Source organism: Thalassobaculum sp. OXR-137, assembly GCF_034377285.1.
In the GTDB taxonomy this organism is placed as follows: Bacteria; Pseudomonadota; Alphaproteobacteria; order Thalassobaculales; family Thalassobaculaceae; genus Thalassobaculum.
In genome coordinates, this window is sequence record NZ_CP139715.1 from 1822632 (window position 1) to 1837739 (window position 15108).

The 15108-nt window shown below is 59.6% G+C and carries 13 protein-coding genes; 9 read left to right on the forward strand and 4 right to left on the reverse strand.

All coding sequences use genetic code 11. The annotated features are described in order from the left end of the window. Positions 1 to 8: 8 nt before the first annotated feature. The 9 genes from gmd (at position 9) to T8K17_RS08600 (ending at position 9824) form a co-directional block, all read left to right on the forward strand. Positions 9 to 1052 (forward strand): GDP-mannose 4,6-dehydratase, encoded by a 1044-nt coding sequence (gene gmd, locus T8K17_RS08560; protein ID WP_322334081.1) that lies wholly within the window; start codon positions 9 to 11, stop codon positions 1050 to 1052. A gap of 10 nt (positions 1053 to 1062) precedes the next feature. Further along, positions 1063 to 2328, forward strand: a complete 1266-nt coding sequence (locus T8K17_RS08565; protein WP_322334082.1) for a class I SAM-dependent methyltransferase — start codon at positions 1063 to 1065, stop codon at positions 2326 to 2328. 20 nt (positions 2329 to 2348) lie between these two features. Continuing rightward, complete coding sequence (locus T8K17_RS08570) at positions 2349 to 3314, forward strand: GDP-mannose 4,6-dehydratase (protein WP_322334083.1); 966 nt, start codon at positions 2349 to 2351, stop codon at positions 3312 to 3314. Between the two features lie 121 nt (positions 3315 to 3435). After that, the gene (locus T8K17_RS08575; protein ID WP_322334084.1) at positions 3436 to 3957 is read left to right on the forward strand and encodes an adenylyl-sulfate kinase; all 522 of its coding nucleotides are present in this window, start codon (positions 3436 to 3438) and stop codon (positions 3955 to 3957) included. Between the two features lie 29 nt (positions 3958 to 3986). After that, on the forward strand, positions 3987 to 6380 hold the full coding sequence (locus tag T8K17_RS08580) for a PEP/pyruvate-binding domain-containing protein (protein ID WP_322334085.1): 2394 nt from the start codon (positions 3987 to 3989) through the stop codon (positions 6378 to 6380). A 1-nt stretch (position 6381) separates the two neighbouring features. Further along, positions 6382 to 7017, forward strand: coding sequence for a gamma-glutamyl-gamma-aminobutyrate hydrolase family protein (locus T8K17_RS08585; protein WP_322334086.1), 636 nt, complete (start codon positions 6382 to 6384; stop codon positions 7015 to 7017). After that, positions 7017 to 7796 carry an NTP transferase domain-containing protein gene (locus T8K17_RS08590; protein ID WP_416153196.1) on the forward strand — a complete coding sequence of 260 codons (780 nt, stop codon included), beginning with the start codon at positions 7017 to 7019 and terminating at the stop codon, positions 7794 to 7796. The genes T8K17_RS08585 and T8K17_RS08590 overlap by 1 nt, the downstream gene beginning before the upstream one ends. A 172-nt stretch (positions 7797 to 7968) precedes the next feature. Continuing rightward, positions 7969 to 8751, forward strand: a complete 783-nt coding sequence (locus T8K17_RS08595; RefSeq protein WP_322334088.1) for a class I SAM-dependent methyltransferase — start codon at positions 7969 to 7971, stop codon at positions 8749 to 8751. A gap of 380 nt (positions 8752 to 9131) precedes the next feature. Continuing rightward, positions 9132 to 9824: a hypothetical protein gene (locus tag T8K17_RS08600; RefSeq protein ID WP_322334089.1), complete on the forward strand. Its 693-nt coding sequence runs from the start codon at positions 9132 to 9134 to the stop codon at positions 9822 to 9824. A 158-nt stretch (positions 9825 to 9982) separates the two neighbouring features. Here T8K17_RS08600 and T8K17_RS08605 read toward each other — a convergent pair whose 3' ends face one another. The 4 genes from T8K17_RS08605 to T8K17_RS08620 all read right to left on the reverse strand — a co-directional run bounded on the left by T8K17_RS08605 (position 9983) and on the right by T8K17_RS08620 (position 14996). Continuing rightward, complete coding sequence (locus tag T8K17_RS08605; RefSeq protein WP_322334090.1) at positions 9983 to 11428, reverse strand: mannose-1-phosphate guanylyltransferase/mannose-6-phosphate isomerase; 1446 nt, start codon at positions 11426 to 11428, stop codon at positions 9983 to 9985. A 10-nt stretch (positions 11429 to 11438) separates the two neighbouring features. Then, a complete protein-coding gene (locus tag T8K17_RS08610) occupies positions 11439 to 12398 on the reverse strand; it encodes a KpsF/GutQ family sugar-phosphate isomerase (protein ID WP_322334091.1) in 960 nt (319 codons plus the stop codon). A gap of 80 nt (positions 12399 to 12478) precedes the next feature. Beyond that, positions 12479 to 14251 carry a methyltransferase domain-containing protein gene (locus T8K17_RS08615; protein WP_322334092.1) on the reverse strand — a complete coding sequence of 591 codons (1773 nt, stop codon included), beginning with the start codon at positions 14249 to 14251 and terminating at the stop codon, positions 12479 to 12481. A 55-nt stretch (positions 14252 to 14306) separates the two neighbouring features. Next, complete coding sequence (locus T8K17_RS08620; RefSeq protein WP_322334093.1) at positions 14307 to 14996, reverse strand: hypothetical protein; 690 nt, start codon at positions 14994 to 14996, stop codon at positions 14307 to 14309. Between the last annotated feature and the right edge of the window lie 112 nt (positions 14997 to 15108).

Sequence of the window (15108 nt, forward strand, 5' to 3'; positions counted from 1 at the left end):
CCGGTACGATGACCCAGAAGCGCGCACTGATCACGGGAATTACGGGCCAGGACGGGGCGCTGCTCGCCGAACTCCTCCTGTCCAAGGGGTATGAGGTTCACGGCATCCGGCGTCGCACCTCGTCCTTCAACACCTGGCGGATCGACCATCTCTATCGGGACTGGCACGACAAGAACGCCAAGCTGTTCCTGCATTACGGCGATATGCTGGATTCGCTGTCGCTGACGCATTTGCTGCGCAAGATCGAGCCGGACGAGATCTATAACCTCGCAGCCCAGAGCCATGTCCATGTGAGCTTCCAGACGCCGGAATACACCGCCAATGTCGACGGGCTCGGCGCGCTCCGCCTGCTGGAGGCGGTGCGGCTGCTCGGGATGGAGGATCGGGTCCGCGTCTATCAAGCCTCCACGTCCGAGTTGTACGGGCTGGTGCAGGAGACTCCGCAGACCGAGAAGACCCCGTTCTACCCGCGCAGCCCTTACGGCGTGGCGAAGATGTTCGCGTTCTGGATCACCGTGAACTACCGCGAAGCCTACGGGTTCCACGCCTCCAACGGCATTCTGTTCAACCACGAATCCCCGATCCGCGGCGAAACCTTCGTCACCCGCAAGATCGTCAGAGCCGTGGCGGCCATCAAGAACGGGACGCAGGACTGCCTGTATCTCGGCAACATTCATTCGAAGCGCGATTGGGGCCATGCCCGCGATTTCGTCGAAGGCATGTGGCGCATTCTCCAACAGGACGAGCCCGACGATTACGTCCTGGCCACCGGCGAGACCCATTCGGTGAAGGAGTTCGTCGAGAAGTCGTTCGAATACGCCGGCATGAAGATCGAGTGGAGCGGGAGCGGCCTGGACGAGGTCGGTGTCGATGCCGGGTCCGGCCGGGTGGTTGTCCGCATCGATCCGGAGTTTTTCCGGCCGTCCGAGGTCGATCTGCTCCTCGGCGATGCCACCAAGGCCAAGGAGAAGCTCGGCTGGGTCGCTTCCACCAGCTTCGAGGGCCTGGTCGAAGACATGATGGAAGCGGAACTGAAGACCATTAAGTCGTAGAGGATCAGATATGTCTTTGGAAAGCAAAACCCTGGAGAACTGCCGGCTCTGCCAGGGCCGCGACCTGCAGGTTCTGCTCGACCTCGGTGTGATGGCGTCTTGCGGAAACTTTCCAAAGCGTGAGGAAGAGGATCTGAACGGCCCGATGAATCTGGTGCGGTGCGCCGATTGCGGGCTCGTTCAGATGGGCTATTCCTATCACATGCCGGTTTTCTTCGGCGCAGGATACGGCTACCGCTCCGGCCTCAACCGGACGATGGTGAATCACCTGCATTCGGTGGTGCGCTCCGTCCAGGAAGTGCGCCCGTTGGCCGATGGAGATTACGTCCTGGATATCGGAGCCAACGACGGCACGTCGCTGAAAGCTTATCCCGCCAGCGCCAATCGCGTGGGGATGGATCCGACGATCAGCACCTTCAGCGAGTTCTATCCGGACGACATCCTCCAGATCGCCGATTTCTTCTCGGCGAAGAACTGGATGGAGCGCGTGGGCGACCATAAGGCCGCTATCGTCAGTTCCATCGCGATGTTCTACGACATCGAGCGGCCGGTCGATTTCGCCAAGGAGATCGCCTCCATCCTCGCGTCGGACGGCGTCTGGGTGTTCGAGCAGAGTTATCTGCCGCTGATGCTGGAGCGTCGTTCGTTTGACACCATCTGCCATGAGCACCTCGAGTACTACACGCTGTCGCAGATCGAGCGGATCCTGTCCGAGGCGGGGTTGCGGGTGGTCGCCGTCGATCTGAACGACATCAACGGCGGAAGCTTCCGGATTACCGCCACCCATGTCGATGGCCCGATCGCAGAGATCGCGCCCGACGCCCTGGCAAAGCTTCGCAAGGAAGACGCCGCCTTCAACAGGAACTTCCACGCGATCTTCGACGAGTTCAGAGAATGCCTGGATGCGCTGAAGAAGAACCTGCTGACCTGCTTCGAAGAGCTGGCCGCGACGGGAAAGACCGTGCACGGCTACGGCGCCTCGACGAAGGGCAACACGCTGCTGCAGCTCTATGGGGTGGATGCGGCACGGATGCCGATGATCGCCGACGTGAATGAGCGCAAATGGGGCCTCATGACCCCGGGCACGCACATTCCTATCGTCTCCGAGGAAGAGTCCAAGCGTCACGCGCCGGACTACTACATGGTTCTGCCGTGGCATTTCCGCGACGGGATCCTGGAGCGGGAGAAGGACTTCATCGCGAATGGCGGCGGTTTCATTTTCCCGTTGCCGCAGGTGGAAATCGTCGACCAGTCCGGGTGCCGGGTCATCTCCTGAGGAGGCGTCGAGGGGCCCGTATGGCGAAGACAGTCTTGATTGTCGGTGCGGCCGGGCAGGACGGGACACTCCTTTCCCGACGCCACCGACGGCAGGGTGATCGGGTCATAGGTCTGTCCCGCAACGGGGTCAGTGACGGCACGGTCGTCCAACATGCTCCGCTGGACCTGTGCGACCCGCTTGCTGTGCCCGACCTGATCGACCGCTACCGGCCGCAAACGATCTATTATCTTGCTGCCTATCATCACAGCAGCGAAGACCGGCCGAATGGCGAGCAGGCGGCTGATCTGCGCGAACTGTTCAAGCGATCAGTCGATACAAATCTGCTCGGTTGGCTGAACTGGCTTGCCGCGGCCGACAGCGCGCGCTCGAGACCGCGGCTGTTCTACGCCTCGTCATCGTTGGTATTCGGTCACCCCTCTGTCCCCGTCGCTGACGAGAACGCGCCCCTTGATCCCAAGAACCCCTATGGGATCACGAAGGTATCGGCGATGCAGGCTGCTGATTTCTATCGGGAGAACCGCGACCTGCATGTCAGCACCGGAATCCTCTTCAATCATGAATCGATCAGGCGCTCGACCAGCTTTGTCACGCGGAAGATCACCCAGGCGGCGGCGCGGGCGGCTCTTGGGGACTCATCTCCGCTGGCGCTGAGAAACCCTTGGGCCACGGTCGACTGGACCGCTGCCGAGGACGCCGTGTCCGCGATGAGCTTGATTTGCGATCAAGAGGATCCAGGCACCTATGTCATCGGAACGGGGATCACGCGCTCGGTGATGGATTTTACGGAAGAGGCCTTCGGTGCCTTGGGGCTTCCGGCGCCGAGGATTGAATATCCGGAAGATGCCATTCCCAAAAAGGGCATTGCTGCGCGGCCAGAAAAATTGATGAGGATCGGATGGCAGACCGAATATCCTTGGCCAAAATGGATTCACAGAATGGCCAAAACCGATTATCGGCTTGCCCGTTGTCGATCTGGGAGTTGAGTCGGAATATAGCCATAGAGAACAATAGACGAGATATTTATATGCTCTCCTTTCTATCCAAAATCTGCTGAAGGAAATTGTTAGACAGGGAAATTAAAATTGACCAGATCAGAGGCCGGAAATGGTTGACGGTGTTCTTTGGTGGATTACCGGATTATCTGGATCTGGAAAAACCACTATTGCGCGCGCCCTAGTTAAAAAGTTAGATATTGAAAAAATTCCTGTAGTTCATTTCGATGGAGATGAGCTTAGATCTATATTCAATGCAGAATCGTCGTTCGACAATTTAGCGCGACTTGAATTGGCGCATCGGTATTCCAGGCTGTGCGAGGTGGTCACGAAACGCGGTGTGGATGTTGTCTGCTCGACGATGTCACTGTTCCACGAGATCCACGTCGCCAACCGAAGCCGGTTCCCCAGATATCGGGAGATTTTCTTGGACGTACCGATGTCGGTCCTGGAGCAACGAGATCAAAGGGGTCTGTATAGCGGCGCTCGCGCGGGCCGTGCGACGAATGTGGTGGGCGTGAACTCCGCCGTCGAGATTCCCACTGCCCCGAACCTGGTTCTGGTAAACGATGGCGGCTCTGCGCCCGACTTTATGGCCGAGCAGATATATGCGCTTCGCCCTCTGACGGATTGATGCAAGCTACCCATTGGGGGGCGGTGAGTATGTCTACACTCAGACGACGTTTCGAGTTTGGTACGAAGGCTGAAACCCTCCGTCGGGTCGGCGAATACGATTCATCGCTCTTCATCCCCGTTTTTGAGTTTTTTTCCGTTTCGGACTGGGCGGCAGGCAAGTCTGCGTGGCTTTTGCGGCTTCGGGAGAAATTCGGAGGGCAACTCGTCGCCGTCAGATCAAGCGCGGCCGATGAGGATGGTGCGCATAGTTCGATGGCCGGAGCGTACACGTCGGTCTTGAACGTTCCTGCCGATGATCCTGAAACTGTCAGCGCGGCGGTGGAGGAGGTTCTGGCCTCCTATGGGGCGACAGCCGGCTCCGGTGACCAGATCTTGGTCCAGACAATGGTGACAGGGATCGACGCTGCTGGCGTGATCACCACGCACTGTATCGACGATGGCGCGCCCTATTACGTCATTAACTACGACTCTCTGTCTGGACGGACCGACACGGTTACCGGTGGCATTGGCGCCCATAAGGCAGTCGTCATTCATCGGGAATCAGGCGAGGTCCAGGTTCACTCCCCTCGAGTCCGGGCCATGCTGTGGCTGGCGCGCCGAATTGAAAGCATCACCGGGCCCGTGCCCATGGATATCGAGTTCGCCTTGCGAACGGATGGTACACCGTGCCTATTTCAGGTCCGGCGGCTGTCCACTGCCAAGGCCTGGGACATCAGCGTTAGTGCGCGTGTTCGGGAATCTCTGGAGGGGGTCGAGACCTTCATTCTTGGGCGTTTGGGGCCGCGGCAAGGTCTGCTGGGTGATCGCAGTATCCTTGGCAATATGCCGGACTGGAATCCGGCCGAGATGATCGGCGCCGTGCCGAAGACGCTGGCATTCTCGCTTTATCGTCGATTGATCACAGAGCGTGTGTGGCGAGAGGCGCGCGCCAAGATGGGATACCGCAACCCCGTCGCCGAAGAGCTCATGGTCGGTCTTGCCGGGCGGCCCTACATCGATGTCCGCTCCTCCCTCAATTCGTTCCTTCCGGCAGACCTCGACGAGGCGGTTGGGAGCCGATTGGTCAATTCAGAAATCGAACTCCTGAACGACAAGCCGGAATGGCACGACAGGATCGAGTTCGAGATCGCTCCAACAATTCTCGACTTCTCCACCAATCGGTTTCTCGTTGAGGCCTATGGCAGCGAGCTGTCGGCCACGGATCGTCATCATATCGTGGAAAGGCTACGGGCACTGACCGCTCGCACGCTCACCCGGGGCGCGCACGGTACCATCGACTGGGCGAGCGAGCGTATTCATGATCTTGCGACGTACCAAAGTACCCGGATCTTGGGCAAAAACTCTGGTGGTGAGATTGCCGACCTGCACGGAATCTTGGCTCTGTTGGAGGAGTGTCGGAAGATCGGGACGTTCTCGTTTTCTATACTTGCGCGCCATTGTTTCGTGGCAGAGGCTCTGTTGCGGAGTGCGGTGGACCGGGGGGCGCTGAGGGCGGAGCGTGTAACGGAGTTCAAGAGATCGATCCGCACCATCGCCGGCGACTTGACTCACTCGATGTCGGAAGTTGCTGCCGGTAGAGCCGACCAGGCCGCCTTCCTTGCACGGTTCGGCCACGTCAGACCCGGCACCTACGATATCACCTCGCCGCGCTACGACGATCGGCCCGCCCTCTTCAGCGACTGCGTCGAGACCGAGTTCCACGAGTATCCACCGTTTACGCCGACCTTGTCGGAGGCTGCGGCGCTACAGTCTCTGTTGACCGAAGCCAGATTGCCGATCGATTCAAATGCGTTCTTTGATTATGCGACGAAGGAGATTGCTCAGAGAGAGTTTGCCAAATTCGTGTTCAGCCGGAATATTTCCGACGCTTTGGAGCGGTTGACCGTTTGGGGGACAACCCACTCTCTGACAAGAGACGATCTCTCCCATCTCGACATTGATTGGTTGGAGAATATTGTCGCTGGAACGGCGGCCGCGCTGGATCGGGGAGCACTCAGAGAGCGCCTTGCCCGGAACAGGGATAAATGGGAACGCGATCTGCCGGTTCGGATCAGCTACATCGTACGATCTGTTGACGATCTGTATGTCGTGCCCGTGCACCGTGCTCTGCCGAGTTTCGTGACGCGCGGACAGATCACAGGTGTGGGGCGGGTTGTAGAGGCTACGGAGACCGCGGGGGATCTCCGCGGCGTCGTCGTCTGTATCGAGAATGCCGATCCTGGCTTTGACTGGATCTTTTCTCGCGGGATCGCCGGTCTGGTCACGAAATTCGGTGGAACGAACTCGCATATGGCCATTCGCTGTGCTGAATTTGGCCTGCCGGCGGCGATCGGATGCGGCGAGCTTCTATATGAAGAAATCTGTGCCGCTCATCGGATCGAGTTGGACTGTGTAAACCAGATTCTCCGCCCGGCTGTCTGACATGCGGATAGGCATCACACAACGCATCGTCCAGGCCGACGCCTATGTGGAAGCCCGCGATGCCCTTGCCCATGATTGGGCTCGCTTCATGGCTGCTGCTCTCCCCGAGGCGGTGTGGGTGCCTATCCCGAATGTCGGACCTGACGTAGTCCGGTGGGCGAGTGCCGTCGGCTTGGATGGCCTCATTCTGTCGGGCGGTGAAACGCCTGGCGACGCGCCGTTAAGGGATGCAACGGAGGCAGCACTGGTCGATTGGGCGGAGACCGAGAGCCTGCCCGTGCTTGGCATCTGCCGTGGTCTTCAGTTCGCGTTGATGCGCGCTGGATGTGTGCTGCACCCATGTGACCGGGAGTTGCACGTCGCGTCGCGACATCGTGTGCGAAAGTTCGCCGCTCCTCAGGGGCTTCCATCGCTTCCGGACGAGGTGAATTCGTATCATACGGTAGGGGTGCCGGCCGCGACCGGACTGCCGGACGGTTGGATTGTTCTGGCGGTGTCGTCCGATGGGATGATCGAGGCCGCTTCAGATGCGACCTCACGAATGCTGCTGCTGATGTGGCACCCTGAGCGCGACGAACATCCCGACCCCGCGTCGGTCGAGCTTGTCCGGTATCTGTTCATTGAAGAGAGGCCATGATGTCTTGCAGAGGTCTCGTGCTCGCGGCCGGCCGGGGCAGCCGGATGGAGAGCCTGACGGAATTGCGGCCGAAATGTCTGGTCCCCATCGCTGGAAAGCGGCTGATTGAGTGGCAGCGCGACGCGTTGCAGGCTGCCGGTGTCAGCCCAGTCGCGGCCGTCGGAGGATACAGATCTGATCTGTTGACACCGTTTCTGCCTGTGCCTTTCGTTAACGAACGCTGGGCTGAAACAAACATGGTCGCCAGCCTTGCGGTTGCCCGAGACTGGATGTCGGCAACCGATGTGATCGTTTCTTATTCGGACATCGCCTATGCGGTCGAATGGGTCACCCGCCTGATCGACGCCCCCCCTGCGCCAATCACGATCGCTTTCGATCGGAAATGGTGGGATCTGTGGTCTCTGCGGTTCGAGGACCCTTTGTCTGACGCGGAGACGTTCCGGATCGACGCCTCTGGGCGTCTCCTGGAGATCGGGGGCAAGACGGAAGACTCCGGGGCGATCGAAGGCCAGTATATGGGGCTTCTGCGGTTTAGCTCGGAAGGATGGGCGGCAGTTGAGGAACTGCTTGCCGATTTGCACGACATCCCCGACCGCGATCGTCTGGACATGACGGGGATGCTGTCACGCCTCATCGCCCGGGGTGTTGAAATCGCCACCGTTCCGGTTGACGGCCGTTGGGCGGAAGTGGACCAGCGCGTCGACCTTGAAGCCTATGAAGCGGCGTTGCTGGCGAACGAGGCCAAGGGCACTACATGGTCGCACGATTGGCGAGGGTGACGCCTCAAGAGGGATTGGACGATCAATGCCGGGGAGCGCAGGCGATATCCGACGACCATGCTGGCAATGGTGCGGATCGGCATGTCGGAAAGCGAGATCGACGGGCCGGAAAATCCCAGACAACTGGTATACCGACCAAATTAGGTAATCACAGCTCGCAAGGACGCTGATCATGACATCGATCAAGAAGGGCGATTTTTCGACTCTTGCCAATGACTATGCGGCGTATCGCCCTTCGTATAACGAGGCTCTGACGAACGATATTGTGCGGAACCATCCGGTCGGCACCGATAAGCTGCGGGCTGCCGACGTTGGTGCTGGAACCGGTATTTTCACACGTCTGTTGGTGAAGGCAGGCGCTGCTACCGTTACGGCGGTTGAGCCGAACGACAATATGAGAGCCGCTGGCGCCAAAATGTCGACCGGGCCGGAATTCGGGAAGATCCGGTGGATGAAGGGCAGTGCCGAACAGACCGGCTTAGACGATCGAAGCGTCGATCTGGTGTCGATGGCCTCTTCCTTTCACTGGGCCGATACCGAGGTCGCGCTGGCCGAGTTTGATCGAATTTTATCCGAGCACGGAGTGTTCGTTGCTATCTGGAACCCGCGGATTACGGAGAAATCCGAGGTGGAGACAATCATCCAGAATGAGTTGGTTGATCATTTCGGATTGAAAAACAGGGTGTCTTCCGGCCGAAGCGGTATCGCTGAAAAGATGACGGACATCCTGTCCGAGTCGCCGTATTTTGGGAGTGTCACCTATGTCGAAGCCACGGATGTCGTTGAGCGTTCGCCGGCGGATTATGTGGGCGCCTGGCGGTCGGTCAACGACATCCGAGCTCAGCTTGGTGAAGAGAATTTCTCTGAGTTCATCGAATTTGTAGAGAAAACGGTCGCAACACGCGAGTCTGTGCCGGTGCATTATTTAACGCGGGCGTGGATAGCTCAGAAGTAACTATAACTATCGCAATTAAATGCAGTTGATTGTCGGGAGTGGATACCGACTTAAAATCGAACCACATGCGAGACGCCGTCGTCGTTCTGTACATTCCGAAGCCGCTTCACCCCGGCTATTGGATAGACGGGGGTGTGGTGCGCCTGTCAGAGCATCTTGCCGCTTGGACCTGCGAAGCGTATGCAGTGCTATGCTTGCGATGGGACAATGCGCTTGATTATCGAGTACATGGACGGAAATTATGTGTGAGAGATTGTAATTGTGTCGGTGTGGAAGCAGTCATGTTGAATTTTGGTCCTTAGCGATTTTAATGATCATTATTAGATGGACTGAGTATTTTGGTAAATGATCTGTAAGACAGAATAAGAGAGTAAATATCTATGTTCATTCCGGAAAAGAACGCAATTTTCATATTCCCGCATTATACGGGATTCACGATGACGCATGAGTCGCTGGGGCATTATTTCGATGGTTTGGATTCACAGGAGAATCAAGAAAAAATAAGATCTATGGTTTCTTTCAAAGAGCATTCTATGTCGTTGATGTTAGAGAAAAAAGGACGTCCTTATCCGGCGCATCCGAATGTAAGGACTCTACATCAACATCTAAAGATTCCTTTGAGGACTGTGAAGTGGTTTGCAACTGTTCGAAACCCATGGAGTCGATATTGGGGTGCATACCACCATTTCTTGAAATATCAAAGATTAATTGAAAAATACAGAATACAAGGAAAATCATTTGACGAATTTGTTCTGGATCAAGAAATAATAAATAAGGGGAGATTTTTTATGTTTAATGACTATCTTCAGCCTTTGCATATACATTTGGCATTTTTGCACTCAAAAGATGTGATTGTATTTAGGCCGGATCTGTTTTCCCATTTTATCAAGTTTGAATCGTTCAATTCGGATATGGAGAAAGTAGCCGATATTCTGGATATTTCCGTCAAACACGTCGAGATAAGACATAAGAAAAATACTTACGTCAATGAAATGAGCGACGTAGCAAAGGACTGTATTTATCGGATGTGCCAAAAGGAAATTCGTGCTTTCAAATATGAATTTGAAGAGTGATAGCGTTTTATAGAATAATATTATTGCTGTTTCTCGTTAATATTTTTTATTGTAGAAATAAATCAGGAATCTCGATCGATATTTGAATTGATATTCAAACGGCGCATCGGCGAGAAGCCTATCAAAACTGTTCTTCCGCCCCCCTGAGTCGTTGGGCTTCAGGAACTCGTGAGACGCCCGTACCCGTCCTCGAAGCGGACGATATCGTCCTCACCGAGATAGCTGCCGGTCTGCACCTCGATCAGGTGCAGGGGGGACGTCCCCGGGTTCTCCAGGCGGTGAATGGTCCCCGCCGAAATGTAGATCGACTCGTTCTCCGCCAGCGTCAGGGTGTCCGGCCCGCGCGTCACCAGCGCGGTTCCCTCGACCACGACCCAGTGCTCGGCCCGATGGTGATGCATCTGTAGCGACAGACGTTGTCCCGGCGCGACCACGATGCGCTTCACCTGGAACCGTTCGCCGCGATCGATCGACCGATAGGTGCCCCACGGCCGGTGTACCTTGGTGTGGAGGCTGAACTCGCTCCGTTCCTCGGCCTGGAGACGCGCGACGAGTTCCTTGATGTCTTGGGTCTTGTTGCGGTCGGCGACCAGGATCGCATCGTCGGTGGCGACCACGACGATGTCGTCGAGGCCGGAAATGGCAATCAGCGGATGGTCGGAATGGGCGTAGACGTTGCGGGAATCCTGGATGATGGCATCGCCCCGCACCACATTGCCGTCGGCATCCTTGTCGCTGATGTCCCAGAGAGCGGACCAGGCACCGATGTCGCTCCATCCCATCTCGACCGGCACGACGACGGCGCGGTCGGTCTTTTCCATCACGGCGTAGTCGATCGACACCGAAGGCAGGGCGCTGAACTCCTGCGATCCGAGCCTGCAGAAGCTCAGGTCGCGGGCCGCGGCGGCCAGGGCGGCGCGGCAGCCGTCCACGATGGCCGGGGCGGTCCGCTCCAGCTCGGAGATGTAACCCGCCGCCGAAAACAGGAATATGCCGCTGTTCCAGAGATAGGTGCCGGCGCTCAGGAACGTCTCCGCCGTCGCCAGGTCGGGCTTTTCGACGAACCGGTCCACAACATGCACACCGGCATGGGTTGCCGTCGGCGCGCCGATCGAAATATAGCCGTACCCGGTTTCCGGCCGCGAGGGCTGGATACCGAAGCTGACCAGGGAACCGTCCGCCGCGGCAGCGGTCGCCTTGTCGACGGCCTCGATGAACCGGTCCGGCGCGGTGATCACGTGGTCGGAGGGGGTGACCAGCATCAGCGCATCCGGATCCTGCGCCAGCAGGGCCAGGGCGGCGACGCAGACGGCGGGTGCGGTGTTCCGGCCGATCGGCTCCAGGATAATCTCGGCAGGCTCGACGCCTTGCGAGCGCAGCTGTTCGGCAACGATGAACCGGTGCTCTTCGTTGCAGATCATCATCGGTGCGGCGAACTGCTCACCGGAGAACCGGTGCGCACTTTCCTGCAGCATCGTGCGCTCGCCGGCCAGCGACAGGAACTGCTTGGGGTAGAGCGCGCGCGACAGCGGCCAGAGCCGGCTTCCGGAGCCTCCGGACAGAATGACGGGCGTGACTTTGCGTGCCGTGCCGGTCGAGCTCATCGCGCCGGCCTCACCGTCCCAGCGCGACGAGGTCGTGCATGTCGACGATCCCGATCGGCTGGTGGGCCCGGTCCACGATGAACACCACCGTGATCCGGCGATCGTTCATGGTCTCCATGAGTTCCCGGCATTTCATCTCCGGGCCGACCGTGAAGGGATCGGCCGTCATCACCTGGGCGATGTCCTGGTCGAACAGGTCGTCGTTCAGGTGACGGCGCAGGTCGCCGTCGGAGACGAGGCCGGCCAGGCGGCCCGTCTCATCGACCACGCCGATACAGCCGAACCGGCGGCCCATCATCGCCGAGATCGCATCCTTGATCGACACGTCGTTGCGCACGATCGGCATGGCGTCGCCGGTATGCATCACCTCCTGGGCGGTGGCCAGCAGGCGGCCGAGGCTGCCGCCCGGATGCAGCACGGCGAAATCGTCGGGGGTGAAGCCGCGGATCTCCATCACGGTGACCGCCAGGGCGTCGCCGACGGCCAGCATCTGCGTCGTCGATGTGGTCGGCGCCAGATGCAGCGGGCAGGCCTCCTCGGTCGGCGGCACCAGAATGGCGACGGTCGAGTTGCGGGCCAGCGCGCTGTCGGCGTTGCGCGTCATCCCGATGATCGGGATCTTCTTGGCCTGGGCGAACTGGATGACGTCGAACAGCTCCTTCGTCTCGCCGGAATTGGACAGCATGATGATCACGTCCTCCGACCCGATCATCCCCATGTCGCCGTGGCTGGCCTCCGACGAGTGAACGAAGAGGGCGGGGGTGCCGGTGGACGCAAAGGTCGCGGTCATCTTCTCGCCGACGATCCCGCTCTTGCCGACGCCGGTCACCACGACCTTGCCCCGGGTGTTGAGGATCAGCGACACCGCCTTGGAGACGATGGTCCGGTCCAGCTCCAGGATCGCGTTGAGGCCTCGGGTTTCCAGGCGGATGGTTTCGTAGAACCGATCCAGGGAGTAACCAGCGTGCATTGTGTCCTCGGGCTTGCAGAGCAGTCAGGTTCTAGTGGCTATTGCGCGTCGGGGCCATGGCTTATGCAGCGGGCGCCGGGTCAGCCGGCGGTCCCGCCTCCGCTGGCGCCACCGGCGGGGCGGTCCAGCAGCGTGGCCAGACGCTCCGCGAGCTGGCGGTCCAACGCGTCGTACTGGTCGTACAGCGTGCGGTACAGGTCGAGGACGCCGGCGATGGACGGGGAGAGGGCAAAGTCCCGGCGCGCCTGGTCGTAGGCCCGCGCCCGGATCGGCTCCAGGTCCGGATGGCCGTCGATCTGCTCGAGCACCCGCGCCAGATCGTCCGGCGTGTCGAAGAGGAAGCCGGTCGCGCCGTCGGAGACGCTGGCGCCATAGACGTTGCGGCTGGCGATGGCGACCGTCGCCCCGGCGGCGGCCTCCATGAACTTCAGGTTCGATTTGTGAGCGTTCACCGCCGAATCGGCACAGGGGAGCAGGGCCAGGTCGGCCCGGCGCATCACCGCCATGTACTGGTCGTAGGGCAGGATCCGGAAGAACTCCTTGTTCGGCATCGTCAGGGCCGAGAAGATCGTCTCGTCCCCGACGACCAGGAACCGCCAGTCCCGGGCCGAGCGCGCGGCGAAAGCGTTCACGGTCTCGGCGAACGCCTCGAAGTCCGGGCCGCGGTTGAACCCGCCGATGAAGATCGTGTTCGGCTCGGACTGGGCGCGGGCTTCGGCGTAGGAGAAGATCTGCGGCACCCGGTTCGGAACCAGGAAGGTGTTCGGATTCCACTGCTTGATCTTCTGCACCAGGGATTCGGTGCTGACCTGAACCACGTGGGCGCCGAGAAAGCTCAGATAGCGGTTTTCCGGAATCTCCCGCCAAAGATCCGGGTCGTCGTCGAAATCCGTGACGATCAGTTTCCGGCGCCGGCGCAGGATCTCGATCTGCGCCGGGTCGCGGTTCAGCCTCAGGATCGGGCGCTGCCAGACGAAAATGTTGGGGCCTTCGGGATGGGCGGAGATGGAGGCGGTCTCGCCGTGAACGGCGACCGACACGCCCGGGACCGAATTGAAGGCTCTTGCCGGCGCGGCGACCCGGGTGAAGTTGAAGCCGCCGCGGTCGGCCAGCTTCTTGAAGTCGATCTGCATCGGCGGTGTCGCGGTCGGCCGTTGGGCCTGGACGACATACTGGAAGGTCAGCAGGTCGTTATGAAGATCCTGGGGCGGCACGCCCTTGGCATCCGCCAGGGTCCGGCAGATCTGTTCCAGTTCGGCCGGCGGCTTGGTGCCGATGCGCCGCCGGTGCAGCTTCTTCATGGTGAGGCCCGCCCCCTCCACGAACCTGCGCAAGGACCGGCCGGTGAAGAACCGCAGGTGGGTGCGATCGTGCAGGCCGGAATCCTGGTATTCGAAATGTCCGGCCATCAGGTTCAGGGACAGCATCCAGTGCTGGGCGTTCGGCACGCAGATGCAGACGACGCCGTCATCCTTCAGCAGGCGCAGATGGTCCTTCAGGGCGGCCCAGGGGTCCACCAGATGCTCGAGCACGTCGCCATAGACCAGGGCGTCGGCAAGGCCGTGCCGTTCCAGCGCCGCCGTGGTGACCGACGGATCCTCGGCACTGCCCTCGTGGACCGCGTCCAGCACTTCGCGCGCCTTGGCCGCCGCGTCCGGGAACAGTTCGATGCCGATATACTCGGCACCGGGATTCCAGGTCTTGTAGGCCCAGCCGAGGCGCCCCTCTCCACAGCCGAATTCATAGACCCGTTCGGCGGTGGCGGGCACAATCTGCAGCAGGTCCTGGTTTACGTTGCTGTAATACGAGGACTTGGGCGATTGCGCCGCCGTGTCTCCTGAAGGGTTCGTCATCCGGGGCTGTCACTTGGGCCAGAGTGGAGACAGGGCGTCTCGGAGCGGCGGAGCGTCAGGAAGCCTTGCGCTGAGAGGCTTTCAGCATGGCGTCCTTTTCCTTGAACCAGACATCGGCGTAGTCGGTGTCGATGTAATCGTCGAAATACGGTCCGCCCTCGGTGTAATGCAGGTTCTGGATCTGCTCCACCGGCAGCAGCGGGTCGTATCCGACAAGATGGTTCCAGCCGCCCGGCAGCTCGCCGATCTGGTCGTCCGACTCCAGCCACTTGAACTGATGCAGCTCGAGCCCGGTCGCCGTGTTGACGTAGTCCGGGGTCAACGCCTTGCACTTGGCGTTGTTGAACAGGATCACGCTGCTCCAGTTCTTCTTCTCGTACTTGGTCTGGGCGGCGCCGAGGAACTTCACGTCCTCTTGCGGCCGGTGATCGTGCTTGATCACCTGCACGGCGTAGCGGTCGTCCTTGAGCTCGAACAGCTTGCAGATGTCGTCGAGAACCAGCATGTCGCAGTCCATGAAGACGCTCCAGCCCTCGTAGCCGCTCATGTAGGGCACGAGGAACCGGGAGAACGAGAACTCGGTGGACTGGAGCGGGTTGCGCTCGCGTTTGAACACGCCGTGGAGCTGCGACAACATGATCGGAATGACCGCAACGGGGGCGGACGCGCGCGCCTGGATGCTGTGGTTCAGCACGTGGAACGCAACGGTTTCATTTGGGTCAAAACCGACGAATACGCGGTTCATCGACTGCTCCATTTTTGATGTTAGTCGATCCTCGACTGAGCGCCCGTCCGGTCGACGGGGGCCGATCGCCGCGGAATGTAGACCAGGAGGTCACCTCGGGCAACACGCGCGG